Below are 15,199 nucleotides of genomic sequence, written 5' to 3' on the forward strand. Positions count from 1 at the left end.
AAAGCAGCTCCAAAGAGAAAAGCAGCAACACGCAAAGCAGCTCCAAAGAGAAAAGCAGCAACACGCAAAGCAGCTCCAAAGAGAAAAGCAGCAACACGCAAAGCAGCTCCAAAGAGAAAAGCAGCAACACGCAAAGCAGCTCCAAAGAGAAAAGCAGCAACACGCAAAGCAGCTCCAAAGAGAAAGACAGTTAGGCGTAGACGTTAAACTGTCTTTACTATCTTTTTTCTATTTTTTATTATTTTATTAAAGAATATTTCTAAATTCGAATTTAGAAATAATAGGAATTACTAGTCATTCATCTGTAATTCAGGCAAGATAAAGATTCTTTCAGGTTTAATTTTCAGAATTACTCTTTTTTCATCTTCTCGTTTGAATGGATAATGATCACGACCCATGTATTGCTTTGTTAGTTTGTCTGCATGTTTGTATTCATAATCTGGAATTAATTCTTCAACCATACCACGAATTGTGGTCATATCAAGGGAATTGTCTTTTGATACAACAGATATTGCTATACGTGGGTCACGTAAAACATTTCTATGTTTAACTCGCCCTTCAGCAGTATTTACTAAAACATATCCATCTTCATAGTTTGCCCAAACAGGAGATAGTTGTGGAGAGCCATCCTTCATCAATGTGGCAATAAAAACAAGATTTTTTTCTGAAAATAATTTTATAACTTTATCATCCATAATTTTCTCACATCACATAGCTAATTGTTTTTTGAGTGTTTTTTGATAAATAATGAAGCATTTTACGATCATTATGATGTTTAAAGATTAAAAATTCTGATCGATTTTCACCGACATAATGACAAATATCAAAAATAAAAATAATCATTTTATTTCGTGCTAGATTTTTCAAGCACATTTGTCATTGCCCTGTTCATAATTTCCATTACCAGATATTGTGAATATTCTTCAGATGTTTTTCCTTTGGATTTGATGGTTTTTGGTGTCAATCCTTTCAGAATTTTCTCAATTTTTGTAGACGTATTATCAATTACCTTTGAATATGTTAAGTCAAAATCCACAGGCATTTGAAAATCAAGTAGCTTTGTTGACGTGCTATAAAATTTAGTAATGGCACCTCTAGATTCCTCAATTCTTGCAATTTCGATTAAACCAGATTCTTTTAAAATCTCCAAATGATGGCGTACTGTTGTAAGTGCTTTTTTATACCCAGATTTTTTCAGAGCAGTAGAAATTTGGTCTGCAGAAAGTGTCTGATGATATAAAATTTCCACAATTTTTGCACGTGCAGGGTCTTCAATTGCACGTGCATGTCCAATACTTGTCGTAACAATACGATTAACTTTGATTTGCTTTTCTAGCAGCGTTGACATACTAAAACACCTTTTAAATCTGATCTAAAAGATCCCTGTATCATATTTTTTTGTCTAATAGCATTACTTTTTGTTTACTTTAACATTTATGGTACCACTACTAAATTAATACCTATTAGTACAAAAAATATCATAGTGCAACTACTTTTAGATGTACCATTACAATAAGTATAGTATAGGTATTACAAAGATTATAACGGTATTAGAAAATTGATAAAATATCAATAAAGGATAATTTCTGGGAGATATGTCTGTAAATGACCCAATAAGGAAGTATTTGGCAAGTGATCAAAAATAAAATTCGAGTTAAAGGTTATCTAGCAGTTAACAAAGTAAACAATTACTCATAGTGTACATCCGCTAAGTCTTTCATATGCAATAACATAACGTTGAGTCATTTTTGAAATAATTTCTTTTGGAATTTTGGGTGCAATAGGCTCTTTCCCTGCACTTCTTGCATCATTAAATTGTTTTTGATAACCGTGTTCAGTTAACCAATCACGTAGTATCTGTTTGTCATATGCCTCCTGTGTTGTTCCAATTTGGTAGGAATCCTTTGGCCATAATCTGTACTCGTCAGGACCAATAGAATCACCTAATGTGATTTGACCATCCAAAACTCCAAATTCCAATTTTAAATCCGCCAAGATAAATCCAGCATGATCTGCAAGTTTAGACATTTTTTTGTAAATATCAATAGATGTTTTCTTTAGCCAAATATACTGTTCTTCATTTACAAGATTCATCTCCAACGCTTTTGATTTACTAAGTGGAATGTCATGTTCAGATTTTGTAGTAGGATCAAAAAATGGTTCTAATAATTTTGCAGCCAGTGTTGTATCAGTATGTTCTGGAAGTATAACCTCACCATTTTTCCATCTATCTACTAGACTACCATAAAAATAACCTCTAACTACACATTCAATTGGAAGCATCTGCATCTTTTTTACAATAATTTCAGTATCAGAGTACTTTTTTACAAAATGATTTGGTACGTGTAATTCATTAAACCAAAACTCTGCAAATTTGCATAGAACCTTACCTTTTTGGGGTATGTTTTCATTGAATTTTACATCATATGCTGAAACTCTATCAGAGAATTTGAAAAGTATTGTATTATCATCCATTGCATACAAATCCTTTACCTTGCCTGAAGTGAGGAATTTCACAGCCAGTTTACCATTTAATTGAATTTAATTGCTCGGAATTATGAACCCATCATTCCAACCATCTTAGGCATTTCTCGATATGCCTTACTAACAAAAATATCATTATCTGCACTAATCATTACAAACTCCATAGGATTCTCAGGAGGGGGAGAAACTATAATCTTTTTTCCAACATTAAGCGTTCCTAATTCTAATGTGTCACCTGCCCCAAAGTTTACATGAACATTGGTTAATGGTTGAGAACCAGTGTTTTGGATAGTCACACGTCCCACGACAAACAAACTTTGTTTGTCCAAAATAGGATCAACAAAAATATCATATTCTTGAGTTGGCATAGACAATTTCAAGACATCAGCGCTGAAAACCAATACCATTACTGTAATGGTACCAATACCTGCTGCAATGAGTACAGTGTATGGGTTCACCAATGGTTTTTTTCTTTTCTAATAATTAAGAATGATCACTTTACTTTCACACCATTCCAAAATGCAACCATACCTTTAATCTTCATGGCAGCATCATTGGGTTCAGCATAAAACCAAGCACAGTCTTTGTTAATTTTTCCATTTACATCAACTGAATAATAATTTGCCTTACCTTTCCATCCACAAATAGTGGTTAAGTCCGTCTTTTTAAAAAATTTTTTTTTTATAGAATCATATGGGAAGTAGTGATTTCCTTCAACTACTATGGTTTCATCACTTTCTGCAATTATTGTGTCATTCCAAATTGCTTGCATAACATTAAATCATAATCGTAATATTTAAAGAAAGATTCAGATTTTTTAATAGATAATAGAATATCCAAGATTAAGGACAAATTTACTTTAATTTTTACAAAAATATTACACTTACTAAAAAATATCATTTGGTTCTTTGACTATCAATTTTTAAAAGTTCACTTACAATATCTATTTCATGATTGTTTCATTTTTTATAAGAACATATGTAATTTGCATCTTACTCACCCTTCATTTCCTCTCTGGTTCTAAATTCAGGTGTGATTCCAAGAGATTCATAATTACCAGATGAACATGTAAAGCACATTGAGTCCTTTGGGATACCAACTGCAGCTGCAAGATTTTCTGCATCATTGTAACCTAAAAAGTCAGCACCAATACTTTGTCTAACCATCTCAGTTAGTTCTTCTTGAGTCATCACTTGTCCATTGGAAAATGTTGCTAGTTCTTCCTGTGATGGAAAATCAATTCCAGCATAACATGGAAATTTGATTGGAGGGTATGTTATCACCATGCTGATTTTTCTAGCACCTGCTCTTCGAAGTGCCTTAATAATTGCCTTGGAGCTAGTCCCTCTAACCAAACTATCATCAATTACCACTACATGTTGACCTTCAATAATTTCTTTAATGGGGATAATCCATCGGTTGATTTCTATTCTGTCAGACTGGTGTGGTTCAATAAAACTTCTCAGTGGGCCTTTCTTACTGTATCTGTCTTTAAGTAGACCCTCATCGAATGATATACCAAGTTCTTGTGCATAACCCAATGCAGCAGGTCTCGCAGAATCCGGAACAGGTATTACCAAATCAGCATCTTTTATTGGAAATTTTTTTGCTAAGAATCGGCCAATATTTTTTCTTGCAACATAGATGTTTGTTCCCTCCATGTTACTTGAGGGATGTGCAAAATAAGTAAATTCAAAAGAACAATGTGCACGAGAAGGATCATCTGAAAACATTTCAGTTTCTAATCCATTTTTGCTTAACTTAATTAGTTCACCGGGACGTACATTTCGTTGTAGTTGTGCTCCAACTGCAGATACTGCAGAAGATTCAGATGCAACAATGTACGTATTATCTGATTCTTTATGGCCTAAAACCATTGGACGAAATCCTTTTGGATCACGTGCAGCATAAACAGAATGATCATCTGAAATAAATGTAAAGCAATAAGATCCAATCATTTCATTTTTAAGAATTGATAATGCCTTTCCCATTCCACCATTCTCAGAGATCAGTGAAACAAGTCTTTGAGCAGCAACAAGGGTATCACTCGCATTTTGTGGAGTAAATGAACATCCTCCTACCAGATTAGATAATTCCTGTACATTTGCAATTGTTCCATTATGAGCGATACATAGATCCTTTACTTTGAGAGGTTGTGCATTTTCTAAAGTACTCTTACCCATTGTAGAATAGCGAACATGTCCTATTACTGCAGGGGATGCATACTCTTCTGAAATTTTCTTAAATTCGGATGATGCTGCAGAAACTAGTCCCAATCTCTTAAGCGGAGCTTTGTTTGGAATTGCAAGCCCCCAAGCTTCTTGACCTCTATGCTGAAGGGCCCTTAATGCATCAATGACCATTGGAACAACATTGGTTCCAGTAAGACTAAAGATTCCTACAACACCACAATTTTCTTTAACCAAATTTATTCTCACTCCTTAGACGTGCGTAAATCATTAATCGCAAAATAGACACTGAAATTTCAGATATCAATAATGAATAATGAGATATTTCACAATAAAAACGCTGATCTTGATCGCAAAATTCGACTATAGTCTTAAATTAACACCCGTCAATGAAATTCAATTTATCAATAATATTTACAGTAAATGTGTGAGGAAAATCATCAATCATAGGAGTAAGATTGATGGAAAAAATCTATAACAGTATTGAAGATAGGTTTCAAGAAAGAGGTACTCTGTTGATGCCAAACTACAACTAGACAAACATCTACAAATTTCCAATCTGCAAGATCATTATAACAGAAAGAAAATCCAAACAATACAATTTAAAAAAATCTGCAGTTTATTCAAGAAAACAGATTTTAATAATCTTAACAAAAATTTTACAAAATTAATTAGTTTATCTAAATGGTGTAAAACTTAACAAAACAGGTTATACAATTCGCCAAAAAGATAATTCAGTATAAATTACAATAAATAATGATTTAGAATATTTTATCAAGGTAAATGTTGCAAGCAAAAAGTAATCAATACTTGTTGGAGGATCATAATCATCATTATAACAAAATCCTGATAGTAATTATGTTATTTTGATTTGTGTGAATAAATTCTTCCTTAATACCATATTCAAATTTTGTGGAATATTATTATATTTTGATCAAGAATTAAAAGAATTTTAGGATTATTTCAATAACACTTCAGAATAGGTAATTCTAGAAATAATTGAAAAAGTAATATACGGACACCCAAACTAGTCACCATTTGGCTTCTCAGGGACTTGTTCCATCATCAATAAATCGTAGATTATTGTTTGCAGGTATCTTTCTTGCTTCGCTTTCAGGTCTTGTTCTAGAGATTGCACTAACAAGAATATTTTCAGCAGCAATCTGGTATCATTTTGCATTTGTCGCAGTATCTGTTGCCTTAATAGGATTGGGGGCATCCGGACTTGTGGTTCATTACAGATTAAAGAAAATCAAAGAAAATTGGGCAAATAATCTTACCATTACATCATCCATAGGCATTGTATTTGTTCTGCCATTATCGCTGTTTGTAATGCATTTTTTGGCATCAGACATCACATATCTGCCATTATTTATGCTTCTTTTTTCAGTTCCATTTTTCTTTGTTGGAATTATAATATCTGCAGCATTTAGTGCATTTGCACATGTTGCAGGAAAACTATATGCATCTGATCTGATTGGTGCATCATTAGGTGCATTATCTGTTGTTGCATTACTAAGCATTTTTGGAGGAGAAGGAACGCTTCTTTTAGTAGGAGTAATATCGGCAGTATGTGCAATTGTCTTTTCAGCGGCATCAAAAAATAAAAAAAAGATTTTAATTTCACTTGCAATAATTACATTTGCATTAATATTATTATTAGTAAATGAAACAAGTCAGATTTTTTCCATCCCAACTGATTCTCGAGCTCAAAAAGATCTACCTATTTTTCTCAGAGAAAATCCAGATACAGAGATTGTTAAAACACAGTGGAATTCTTTTTCAAGAATTGATGTAGTTGAAGGACCTACAAATAATTGTGATTCTAGTACTTTAGATCCTATATTTGGTCAACCACAATGTGCCAGCGAGGGTCTTGTTGCAAAAATATTCATCGATGGTGGTGCTGGAACTAATATCATATCATGGGATGGCTCTGCTAATAGTAGGCAAGAGTTATCATCATGGATGCAGTATCTACCTTTTACCATGATGGACGATCCTAAGACACTCATTATAGGTTCTGGTGGTGGAAGAGATGTCATTGCGGCAATAACAAGTGGAAATACAGATGTTACCACTGTTGAAATAAATCCAATGATTGTTGAAACTGTAAAAAGATACGGTGAAAAAGCTGGTAACCTATACACACATCCTTATGTAAATGCAAACGTAGATGAAGGAAGAAGCTTTGTTTCTCGTTCCATTGATAAATATGATATAATTTACATTCCATTTGTCGATACCTGGGCGTCTGTATCTTCAGGAGGTTTAGGGGTTTCAGAGAATTTTCTATACACCATTGAAGGATTTCAAGAATACTATGATCATCTGACAGACACAGGAAAAATAGTTACAATACGATGGTTAATTGATACACCTAGATTTGTTTCAACGTTTGTTACTTTGTTGGAAAATAACGGGGTTTCTCAAAATGATGCCTACAAACACATCATAATTGTTAGCTCTGAATCTATCGAAGAAGATCCTAGTGTAACCATGTCTATTTTCTCCAAAGAACCATTTACGGATAATGAAATCAAATTCTTTACCGATGCGTTTTCAACTAATGGTTACAAGCCTATGTTGATACCAGGACAAGTAATGGTTGAACCATATGCAAAATTACTAAATGAAGAGATAACTCTTGAGCAATTCTATACAATGTTCCCAACAAAAGCTTATCCTGTAACTGATGACAGTCCTTATTTTCTTTCCTTTGAAAAACCATTTCCTTTGATATTAGAGCAATTACTGTATCTAAGTATAGGGATTGCCGGAATTTTTTTGATTTTACCGTATATTTGGTTAAAGAGAAGCAGAGATATTGATGTTAAAAATAATAGTACACTCACAACAAAGAGTGTTGTTCTTTATTTTGCAGTATTAGGATTTGGATTCATACTAATAGAGTTAGCCTTATTGCAAAAATTAATTTTATTTTTGGGAAACCCAACTATGACTTTTGCATTATTGCTCTTTACAATATTACTATCAAGCGGTATTGGAAGTTTGGTGAGTGCAAAAATGATCAAGTTGAATACCAAGAATCTAGTTTTGTCCATATCTGGAATAATAGGTATGGGTATATTCTATGTATTATTACTAACTCCATTAATTCATACTGCAATTGCCGAACCATTTGTATTAAAAGCCGTAATGAGCATTGGGGTTTTGTTCCCAATTGGGTTTCTCATGGGAATGCCAATGCCAACTGGAATGAGATTGGTAAAATCACATATTCCAACATTCATTCCTTGGATGTGGGCAATTAATGGCGGATTTTCAGTATTAGGCGCAGTTCTAACAGTAATATTGAGCATTGTTTATGGGGGCTCTTATGCAATGGTAATTGGTATTTCTGCTTATGTGATTGCACTAGGTATTAGCTTGACTTGGAGACGGCAAACCATCAAACTGACTGTAAGCAAATCATAATATTAAATTGTTAACCGAAATATTTTTCTTTCTCTTCTTTTCTAGAAATCATTATGATCGTCTGAGAGTACGATGAGAAATGTTTTAGGCTTTGTTGGCATTAATTCTTCTTAGTAAATGTCTTCCAACTAGAGTGATATTTTACTTATTTAAGATATATAATTTGTAGTTTAATATTCTCCATGATTCAACTCTACCAAAAGTTAAACATATACACAATTTTTAACCATGAAGAACCAAATCTCGTAATGAGTTTAACCAAATTTTTTGAGTTTTATCAACTCTTAGATCTATAATGAGTTTTGTAGAATTGATAAATTGAATCTTGTCGTCTCCAAATTTACCTATTTCCTTGAAGGAAGTTTTATTTTTTTTCAATAGACTTTCAAGTTTTTTGAGATTTTTTCTTTCTAATACAAGTAAATAACGAGAATGGCTTTCAGAAAATAAAATTCGGTCAACTGGAAGTTTTTCGCCAGGTATTTTATCCAAATATACCTTACAACCAATATTGTTTGTCATACATATTTCAGATGCTGCAACTGCAAGACCACCTTTTGAGCAATCATGTACAACCTTTACCAAATTATCATTAATTACTTCTAGTACAGAAGACATATTTTTCTTTGAATCTTTAAAGTTAACAACAGGACATTTACCTCCGATGAATTTATGCACATATTCAAAGTACTCAGATCCACCAAGCTCATCTTTAGTATTCCCGATAATTACAAGACAGTCATCGTTGGTGATTTTTTGAGGGATAGATGGTTTTTTATCAATTAAACCCAAAACACCAATTACAGGTGTTGGTTTTATTGGACCTGCTGGAGTTTCGTTGTATAAGCTTACTTTACCGCCAATACAGGGTATTTTAAAAAACTTAGCAAAATCAGTTAAACCTTTTAGAGATTCCAAAAAAGTCCAAAATATTTCAGGATCCTTAGGACTGCCAAATTGAAGATGATCTAGCATCCCAATTGGTTTTGCACCAGTACATACAACGTTTCTACATGCTTCCTCAAAACAACCAATTGCACCCTCTCTTGGATTGATATAGCAATGTTTAGGATTTCCATCAATTTTTGCAGAAAGAAATTTTCCATTATCTAGACGTAAAACAGATGCGTCACGTCCAGGTTTAGTGACAGTTCGAATCCCAACTTCATGATCATATTGACCATAAATCCAAATCTTACTTGCAATATTTGGAGATGCAAGGAATTTCATCATAAGTTTTGAATAATCATTGATTGGTTTGAGTTTGTGTTCGTTTTCAATTGTTTCTATGTACATAGGTTTTTTTGATGGTAAATCAAGTAAAGTTGCATTTGCCACAACATCTGTAGGTAGATTTGCAAATGTTTTTTTGCCTTTTTTAATGTGCATCTGATTATCAAATTTCACGTGACCAATTACAGAACACCCAATGTTGAATTTCTTGCAAATTTCTTGTAATTTTTTTAATTTGATTTTACTTGTTACAATAAGCATGCGTTCTTGAGATTCAGAAACCATGATCTCATCTGGATGCATGTCTGATTCACGTGTATGCACCTTCTCAACATCCATCTCTATTCCAATACCTAGTGCATCAGCTGTCTCTGAAATTGCACAAGATAATCCACCACCACCAAGATCCTTCATTGCATGGATTAATTTTTGATTTCTTGCTTCAAGTATTGCATCTATAATCAATTTCTCTATGAAAGGATCAGGAATTTGAACAGCAGATCTATCTTCAGATTCCAAAGAGTCAGATGCAAACTGAGAACCGCCAATACCATCTCTTCCAGTCGAACCTCCAAGTAGTATCACCAAATCTCCTTTCTTTGCATGGTTTTTGATTAAATTCTCTTTTTTTCCAAATCCAATAGCCGCAACATCTACTAAAGCATAATTTTGATAACAATCATCAAATTCGACTTCCCCTCCAATGGTAGGGATTCCTAAACAATTCCCATAGTCTGCAATACCAGAAACCGCATTTTTGAAAAGCCATTTTGCATGTTGATCTTTTTCAATATTTCCAAAACGCAATCCATCCAAAATTGCAATAGGCCTAGTTCCTGTAGACAAAATATCTCGGATTACACCACCAACACCTGTTGCAGCTCCACCATAAGGTTCAACTGCAGAAGGGTGATTATGACTTTCAATATGTGCAGTCACAACATAACCGTCACCAACATCTAAAACTCCAGAATCATATCCTTTTTCTTTTATTACTAAAGGTCCTATCATGGGTAACATTTTGAGATGTTTCTTGGATGATTTGTAAGAGCAATGCTCAGACCACTCGGCTGCTACAATGTGTAATTCAGTAGAAGTCGGATCTCGCCCAATTTTTAATTTCAAATCTGACAGTTCTTGAGGTTCCAGACTCAATTATTAACACCTGCTTTTGTCAATAAAGATTCAAAGATAAGCGATGAAGGTTTATTATTAATAGGATTAATTTCAGATTCAACAGCTCTTTCAGGATGGGGCATCATACCAACCACGTTTCCATCTTCATTACACACACCCGCAATTCTATCAGAGGAGCCATTTATCACAACATCATATCTAAAAACAATTTGATTTTTTTTCTTTAAATTTTTTAACGTATCATCATCAACATAGTATCGTCCCTCACCATTTGCAATTGGGATTGGAATTTTATCATGTAGTTTGAATTGATTTGTAAACGATGTAGTATTATTTTCAACAATCAAGTTTGTCCACTCACACATAAAATTTAATGATTCATTTTTGAGTAAAACCCCTGGAAGCAATCCTGCCTCTACAAGAATTTGAAATCCATTACATACACCTAAGATGGGGATTCCTTTTTTTGCCATTTTTTGTATATCTTTGATAATGGGACTATGAGCTGCAATCACTCCAGCCCTGAGTCTATCTCCATAAGAAAACCCCCCAGGGAGAATCACAGCATCTATATTTTTTGGAAGACCTTTTTCATGCCAATAGTACTTGGCATCTAAATTAAAGACATCGCTCAAAACATGGTACATATCACGATCACAATTACTACCAGGAAAAACTACAACTCCAACTTTCACGATTATGTTTGGATTCTCAGATATTTAATTTGAATCTAGTTAGTGTATTTTAATGGGTAGAAAAAGATTGATCGATATTATTAAAGATATCATAAAAAAATCCATATTTGCAGATCTTAGTAAGAAAAGTGCTAGACGTATAATAATTCTCAAAGAAAATGATGCGCCTAAAAATAATAATTTAGTAGAGGCAACTCAGACAAAGGTTTGGCAAAATTTCTTTGTATACTTGATAAATACCACAACAAATAAGAATCAGAAAAAACCTAACCATCAAAAACATTGATTGTGACCTTGCTTACCATAGGATTATAGATTCTCAATTCATCACATATTTCTTGCACTTTAGATTGAGCAGTTCTCTTATCTTTTTCCTGGATAGTGAATTTTAACATCTTTGCAGTTTTTATTTTTGAAACTGTTTTCTTAGATCCCTTAAGAACAAGATCATTTAGAATTGTATCTCCCTCAGGATCACTAATACCAGGTTTGTTTTCAATCGTTACATGAACATCAAAAATTGCCATTTATAATTAAAAAATAAAATTGAGGTTAATCTATCTTCCGAATAATTTTACGCTTTTATACTTATTTTGAGATATACAGTAGGTATCCGGTTCTGAGGACTTGTATTGTTAAAGACATCACCGCCCAGTACCGGCTACTTGAAATTCATATTCTTTTTGATATATTCAACATATTTACTGTAAAGACCTGATTCATAGCAAGGATTTTTCATAATGAGTAACTTATTTTTTAAATCTTCTTTTGAACTGTACGTGCCATTTTCAAAAATTCCATTATCATCAAGTGTAATACAAATATCTTGCCATGCAAAAATCTCTTGAGGGTTTCTATTTGCAGTTGCATAATAGACATACAGTAGTCGAAGTTTGTTATATTCATCCAAACTCATATCTTTGCCAAGAATGTAATTTCTTTTCAAAGTATGAAAATAGATCAGTCCCGTTTTAGTCAATACACAATCAAAAAGTTTTGGATATTCATCAATCTTAATTGGATATAATGGGTTTTTTTGATCAGATGGCATTTAATTAGAAATAAGATCAGTCCAAAATAACTTTATTTTTTACATCATACCTTGTATTTTACCAAAATTAGTTCTAAAAAATAAATGCAAGATATATGAAAAACTCAGAGTTTTGATTTTTTTATAATCTTTGCTTGAATATGAGATTCTGCGTATTTGTAGAATTCAATACAACAATACGCTCTACGTCATGCTAGTAATACACTCATTTCATATAAAATAAGATTTTCTTACCAGTCACATAGATATTGGAATTTATAGATGATTATTCTAAATAAACACATAATGGCAAAAGGCAGGATGAGGTATTGGAAGATCACATCAGATGAATTATCTGGATACACATATGATGTACGCAATCTACTTAATTGGGAGATCAAGTGTATCAGAGAGCCAGAAAGTGAAGCACAGTTTATCGGAGTTTTTATGTACAAAAATGGTACAGCATACGACTATGAATCAGTAAAGGGGATCTGTTATTATCACAACAATATTGACAGAAAAGAGATTCCCTCAATAACCAATTTCTTACAAGGTAAATTCAATGGTAAAGAGATGGAGAAAGGAGAAAGAGTGTTTCTCAAAGATTCTAAAGAAATCTATTCTGCCAAAGAAATAAGTGATTTAGCAAAAGAAATGGAATCCAAGTTTAATACTAAAGCAATTATTTCGTTAGAGTTTGAGGGCATAACTGCTGAACAACTCAAAGAGGCTGGGCTTCCAGAAGCAAAACTATTACCAATTCCCACTTAATTGATATAGCATAAAACACAAACATAACCGATGTCAGAATTAGAAGATATTGGCAAACATTTAGAAGAATTAAGAAAAAGAGTAATCAGGATAGTATTAGTGATTGGGATTATCACAGCATGTCTTTTGTCATTTCATTTAGAACCAATTCAAATAGAGCAAACTACTTTGTATTATCCAATACTTGATCCACTAAACAATACTTCAGCTCAAATCACATATCATATGAAGGAAAATCTAGTTCCAGAAAATGTACAGTTAATTCAAACTGCACCAGGACAGGCATTTTTTGCTCAAGTGTACATTGCTGCACTAGTTGGAATAATAGTAGGGATGCCAGTAGTAATTATAGAATTAGTTAGTTTCATTAAACCAGCACTGAAAGAAAAGGAAGTCAAGATTAGTAGAAGTATTTCAATTCCAGCGCTAGGATTGTTTATTGCAGGCTGTGTGTTTTCTTACTATTTTGTAATTCCATATATTCTAGAATTTTTATACAGATATGGAGAATCAGCTGGGCTAGTAACTTTTCTCAACATCATGGATTTTGTAACATTTGTTTTACAATTTTTATTAGCGTTTGGATTTTCATTCCAGCTTCCAATTGTAATGTATGCTGTATCTGCATCAGATATAATAGATTCAAGTTTTTGGAGAAAGAATATTCGGTATGCCATTGTAGTAATTGTGATTTTTGGGGCTGTGATCACCCCTGATGGGAGTGGAATTACAATGTGGTTTATTTCAATTCCAATGATGGCACTTTACATTGCAGGGATGGTAGTGATTGAACGTAAAGAGCGCATAGAGCGTAAGAAGTTGAACACTTAAATCTCAAATCAGTTAACATCAAGCATGCAAGGAACCGAAATTATCATTGTAGTAGTAGTCATTGGTGTTTTGATTTTTGGCGCAAAAAAGATTCCAGAGCTTGCCAAGACATTTGGAAAGGCAAAAGGAGAATTCGAGAAAGGCAAAATTGAGGGTGAAAAAGAACTTAACGACTTCAAGGGAAAAATAGACAATCCCATAAACGATAAAGAATCAAAATAAGATTAGTTTTCAGCACTTTTTATAAAATCATTTAAAATATGTTCATAATCCAATTGAAACTTATTTTTTGTAAATAATCCACGGATCTTCATTTTTCCTTTTAGTTTTAAATTCACATCCACTAAAATTTTTGTACCTTCTAAAACATCTATAAATTGTTCTTGGATGTGACTACCCTTCCCATCCCCTCCAATTACAAAAACTTCATGTAATACAGGAGTTTTAGAAACATGCTTTGCCATAATCAATAATTCTTTACTTCCTAGATTGAAATGTTCTTCAACTACTGAAACATCATTTCTTACTGAACGAATTCTAATTGATGGAAAATGCTGTGGGAACAACTTCTGATAATTTTCAAAGTTAGAAAAAATTTCAAAAACATATTCTCTTTTTGCATTAACTATTTTTTCAAATGAGAATCTGATCAATGGTGTTTTAGAAAGTACCCCATCGGGGGTATAAATTGTGCTCTATGTTAAATTGATCTAGGCATTTTCCAACACCATGGTTTACAATATCATCAATTGATTTTGGTTTGGTATAAAATTCTGTAACCGGAGGTAAAATGATTACACCTAATCGGGATAACTTTAACATGTTTTCTAAATGAATTGCAGATAATGGGGTTTCTCTAACCATCAAAATTAATTTTCTTGATTCTTTAATTGTAACTCCAGCAGCTCTTGCAACTAGAGTATCATCATACCCATTTGCAATTGCAGCTAATGTTTTCATACTACATGGTGCTACAATCATTCCATCAACTCTATGAGTACCGCTGGAAATACTTGCAGCCATGTTTTTTTCATCAGAAATATTGGTTGCCAATGATTTCACATAATCAACGGTATGTTCTGTTTCCATGGAAATACACTGTTCGCCCCATTTAGACATTATCAAATGAGTTTCAGCATTCATCTTTTTTAGAGTCTCAAGTATCCTGATTCCATATATTACACCAGTACTACCCGTTATGCCAATGATTAATTTCAATAGCAATCTTAAGAGATAAGAGTATTTTATCTGTTATACAAAATAACTTGTTTACCACTAGGAGTTATCAGATACATCATTTTCATTACGCTCAGATTCATTTTGTGCTTTTCTTCGTTTTAACCACAAAGACAAACCACCAGCTGCCATAGCCGTTAGTAAAATAATTC

General features: G+C 33.0%; 18 protein-coding genes. 6 read left to right on the forward strand and 12 right to left on the reverse strand.

What is annotated here, in order from left to right:
• On the forward strand, positions 1 to 207 hold a 207-nt coding region (locus tag OEM44_03390; GenBank protein MDH3515840.1), incomplete at its 5' end, for a hypothetical protein.
• Between the two features lie 83 nt (positions 208 to 290).
• Here OEM44_03390 and OEM44_03395 read toward each other — a convergent pair.
• The 6 genes from OEM44_03395 to OEM44_03420 form a co-directional block, all read right to left on the reverse strand.
• Positions 291 to 695, reverse strand: a complete 405-nt coding sequence (locus OEM44_03395) for a PPOX class F420-dependent oxidoreductase (GenBank protein MDH3515841.1) — start codon at positions 693 to 695, stop codon at positions 291 to 293.
• A 149-nt stretch (positions 696 to 844) separates the two neighbouring features.
• Positions 845 to 1,348, reverse strand: coding sequence for a winged helix-turn-helix domain-containing protein (locus OEM44_03400; protein MDH3515842.1), 504 nt, complete (start codon positions 1,346 to 1,348; stop codon positions 845 to 847).
• A gap of 344 nt (positions 1,349 to 1,692) precedes the next feature.
• Positions 1,693 to 2,517, reverse strand: a complete 825-nt coding sequence (gene purC, locus OEM44_03405) for a phosphoribosylaminoimidazolesuccinocarboxamide synthase (protein ID MDH3515843.1) — start codon at positions 2,515 to 2,517, stop codon at positions 1,693 to 1,695.
• Between the two features lie 38 nt (positions 2,518 to 2,555).
• Complete coding sequence (locus tag OEM44_03410; protein ID MDH3515844.1) at positions 2,556 to 2,942, reverse strand: hypothetical protein; 387 nt, start codon at positions 2,940 to 2,942, stop codon at positions 2,556 to 2,558.
• Between the two features lie 35 nt (positions 2,943 to 2,977).
• Positions 2,978 to 3,256, reverse strand: a complete 279-nt coding sequence (locus OEM44_03415; protein ID MDH3515845.1) for a DUF427 domain-containing protein — start codon at positions 3,254 to 3,256, stop codon at positions 2,978 to 2,980.
• A 220-nt stretch (positions 3,257 to 3,476) separates the two neighbouring features.
• Complete coding sequence (locus OEM44_03420) at positions 3,477 to 4,910, reverse strand: amidophosphoribosyltransferase (protein MDH3515846.1); 1,434 nt, start codon at positions 4,908 to 4,910, stop codon at positions 3,477 to 3,479.
• 801 nt (positions 4,911 to 5,711) lie between these two features.
• Here OEM44_03420 and OEM44_03425 point away from each other — a divergent pair.
• On the forward strand, positions 5,712 to 8,111 hold the full coding sequence (locus OEM44_03425) for a hypothetical protein (protein MDH3515847.1): 2,400 nt from the start codon (positions 5,712 to 5,714) through the stop codon (positions 8,109 to 8,111).
• Between the two features lie 222 nt (positions 8,112 to 8,333).
• Here the strand turns inward: OEM44_03425 and purL are convergent, their stop codons facing one another.
• Positions 8,334 to 10,499, reverse strand: a complete 2,166-nt coding sequence (purL, locus tag OEM44_03430; protein MDH3515848.1) for a phosphoribosylformylglycinamidine synthase subunit PurL — start codon at positions 10,497 to 10,499, stop codon at positions 8,334 to 8,336.
• Positions 10,496 to 11,176 carry a phosphoribosylformylglycinamidine synthase subunit PurQ gene (gene purQ / locus OEM44_03435; protein MDH3515849.1) on the reverse strand — a complete coding sequence of 227 codons (681 nt, stop codon included), beginning with the start codon at positions 11,174 to 11,176 and terminating at the stop codon, positions 10,496 to 10,498. The genes purL and purQ overlap by 4 nt, the downstream gene beginning before the upstream one ends.
• Before the next feature lie 52 nt (positions 11,177 to 11,228).
• Here purQ and OEM44_03440 point away from each other — a divergent pair, with 52 nt between their 5' ends.
• Positions 11,229 to 11,462 (forward strand): hypothetical protein, encoded by a 234-nt coding sequence (locus tag OEM44_03440; protein ID MDH3515850.1) that lies wholly within the window; start codon positions 11,229 to 11,231, stop codon positions 11,460 to 11,462.
• On the opposite strand, the gene purS is transcribed toward OEM44_03440, so the two are convergent.
• Positions 11,443 to 11,703 carry a phosphoribosylformylglycinamidine synthase subunit PurS gene (purS, locus tag OEM44_03445; GenBank protein ID MDH3515851.1) on the reverse strand — a complete coding sequence of 87 codons (261 nt, stop codon included), beginning with the start codon at positions 11,701 to 11,703 and terminating at the stop codon, positions 11,443 to 11,445. The two genes, OEM44_03440 and purS, sit on opposite strands and share 20 nt — an antisense overlap.
• A 134-nt stretch (positions 11,704 to 11,837) precedes the next feature.
• On the reverse strand, positions 11,838 to 12,227 hold the full coding sequence (locus tag OEM44_03450) for a hypothetical protein (protein ID MDH3515852.1): 390 nt from the start codon (positions 12,225 to 12,227) through the stop codon (positions 11,838 to 11,840).
• A gap of 285 nt (positions 12,228 to 12,512) precedes the next feature.
• Here OEM44_03450 and OEM44_03455 point away from each other — a divergent pair, with 285 nt between their 5' ends.
• From OEM44_03455 to OEM44_03465, 3 genes are read left to right on the forward strand one after another with little or no spacing between them, the layout of a single operon-like run.
• Positions 12,513 to 12,980 carry a hypothetical protein gene (locus OEM44_03455; protein MDH3515853.1) on the forward strand — a complete coding sequence of 156 codons (468 nt, stop codon included), beginning with the start codon at positions 12,513 to 12,515 and terminating at the stop codon, positions 12,978 to 12,980.
• Between the two features lie 30 nt (positions 12,981 to 13,010).
• Positions 13,011 to 13,811, forward strand: a complete 801-nt coding sequence (gene tatC, locus OEM44_03460) for a twin-arginine translocase subunit TatC (protein MDH3515854.1) — start codon at positions 13,011 to 13,013, stop codon at positions 13,809 to 13,811.
• Positions 13,812 to 13,835: 24 nt separating this feature from the next.
• Entirely contained in the window at positions 13,836 to 14,033 is a 198-nt protein-coding gene (locus tag OEM44_03465) for a twin-arginine translocase TatA/TatE family subunit (GenBank protein ID MDH3515855.1), read from the forward strand.
• Between the two features lie 2 nt (positions 14,034 to 14,035).
• Here the strand turns inward: OEM44_03465 and OEM44_03470 are convergent, their stop codons facing one another.
• Together OEM44_03470 and OEM44_03475 are read right to left on the reverse strand one after the other, a co-directional pair.
• Positions 14,036 to 14,464, reverse strand: coding sequence for an SRPBCC family protein (locus OEM44_03470; protein ID MDH3515856.1), 429 nt, complete (start codon positions 14,462 to 14,464; stop codon positions 14,036 to 14,038).
• A gap of 7 nt (positions 14,465 to 14,471) precedes the next feature.
• A complete protein-coding gene (locus OEM44_03475) occupies positions 14,472 to 15,029 on the reverse strand; it encodes a UbiX family flavin prenyltransferase (GenBank protein MDH3515857.1) in 558 nt (185 codons plus the stop codon).
• Positions 15,030 to 15,199 lie beyond the last annotated feature (170 nt).

This window comes from Nitrosopumilus sp. (genome assembly GCA_029862745.1).
Classification (GTDB): domain Archaea; phylum Thermoproteota; class Nitrososphaeria; order Nitrososphaerales; family Nitrosopumilaceae; genus Nitrosopumilus.

What these genes read in the sequence shown, in the direction of transcription:
- OEM44_03395 (MDH3515841.1), bottom strand. Translation starts at nt 695, where the DNA reads ATGGATGATAAAGTTATAAAATTATTTTCAGAAAAAAATCTTGTTTTT.
- OEM44_03400 (MDH3515842.1), bottom strand. Translation starts at nt 1,348, where the DNA reads ATGTCAACGCTGCTAGAAAAGCAAATCAAAGTTAATCGTATTGTTACG.
- OEM44_03415 (MDH3515845.1), bottom strand. Translation starts at nt 3,256, where the DNA reads ATGCAAGCAATTTGGAATGACACAATAATTGCAGAAAGTGATGAAACC.
- OEM44_03440 (MDH3515850.1), top strand. Translation starts at nt 11,229, where the DNA reads ATGGGTAGAAAAAGATTGATCGATATTATTAAAGATATCATAAAAAAA.
- purS (MDH3515851.1), bottom strand. Translation starts at nt 11,703, where the DNA reads ATGGCAATTTTTGATGTTCATGTAACGATTGAAAACAAACCTGGTATT.
- OEM44_03450 (MDH3515852.1), bottom strand. Translation starts at nt 12,227, where the DNA reads ATGCCATCTGATCAAAAAAACCCATTATATCCAATTAAGATTGATGAA.
- OEM44_03455 (MDH3515853.1), top strand. Translation starts at nt 12,513, where the DNA reads ATGGCAAAAGGCAGGATGAGGTATTGGAAGATCACATCAGATGAATTA.
- tatC (MDH3515854.1), top strand. Translation starts at nt 13,011, where the DNA reads ATGTCAGAATTAGAAGATATTGGCAAACATTTAGAAGAATTAAGAAAA.
- OEM44_03465 (MDH3515855.1), top strand. Translation starts at nt 13,836, where the DNA reads ATGCAAGGAACCGAAATTATCATTGTAGTAGTAGTCATTGGTGTTTTG.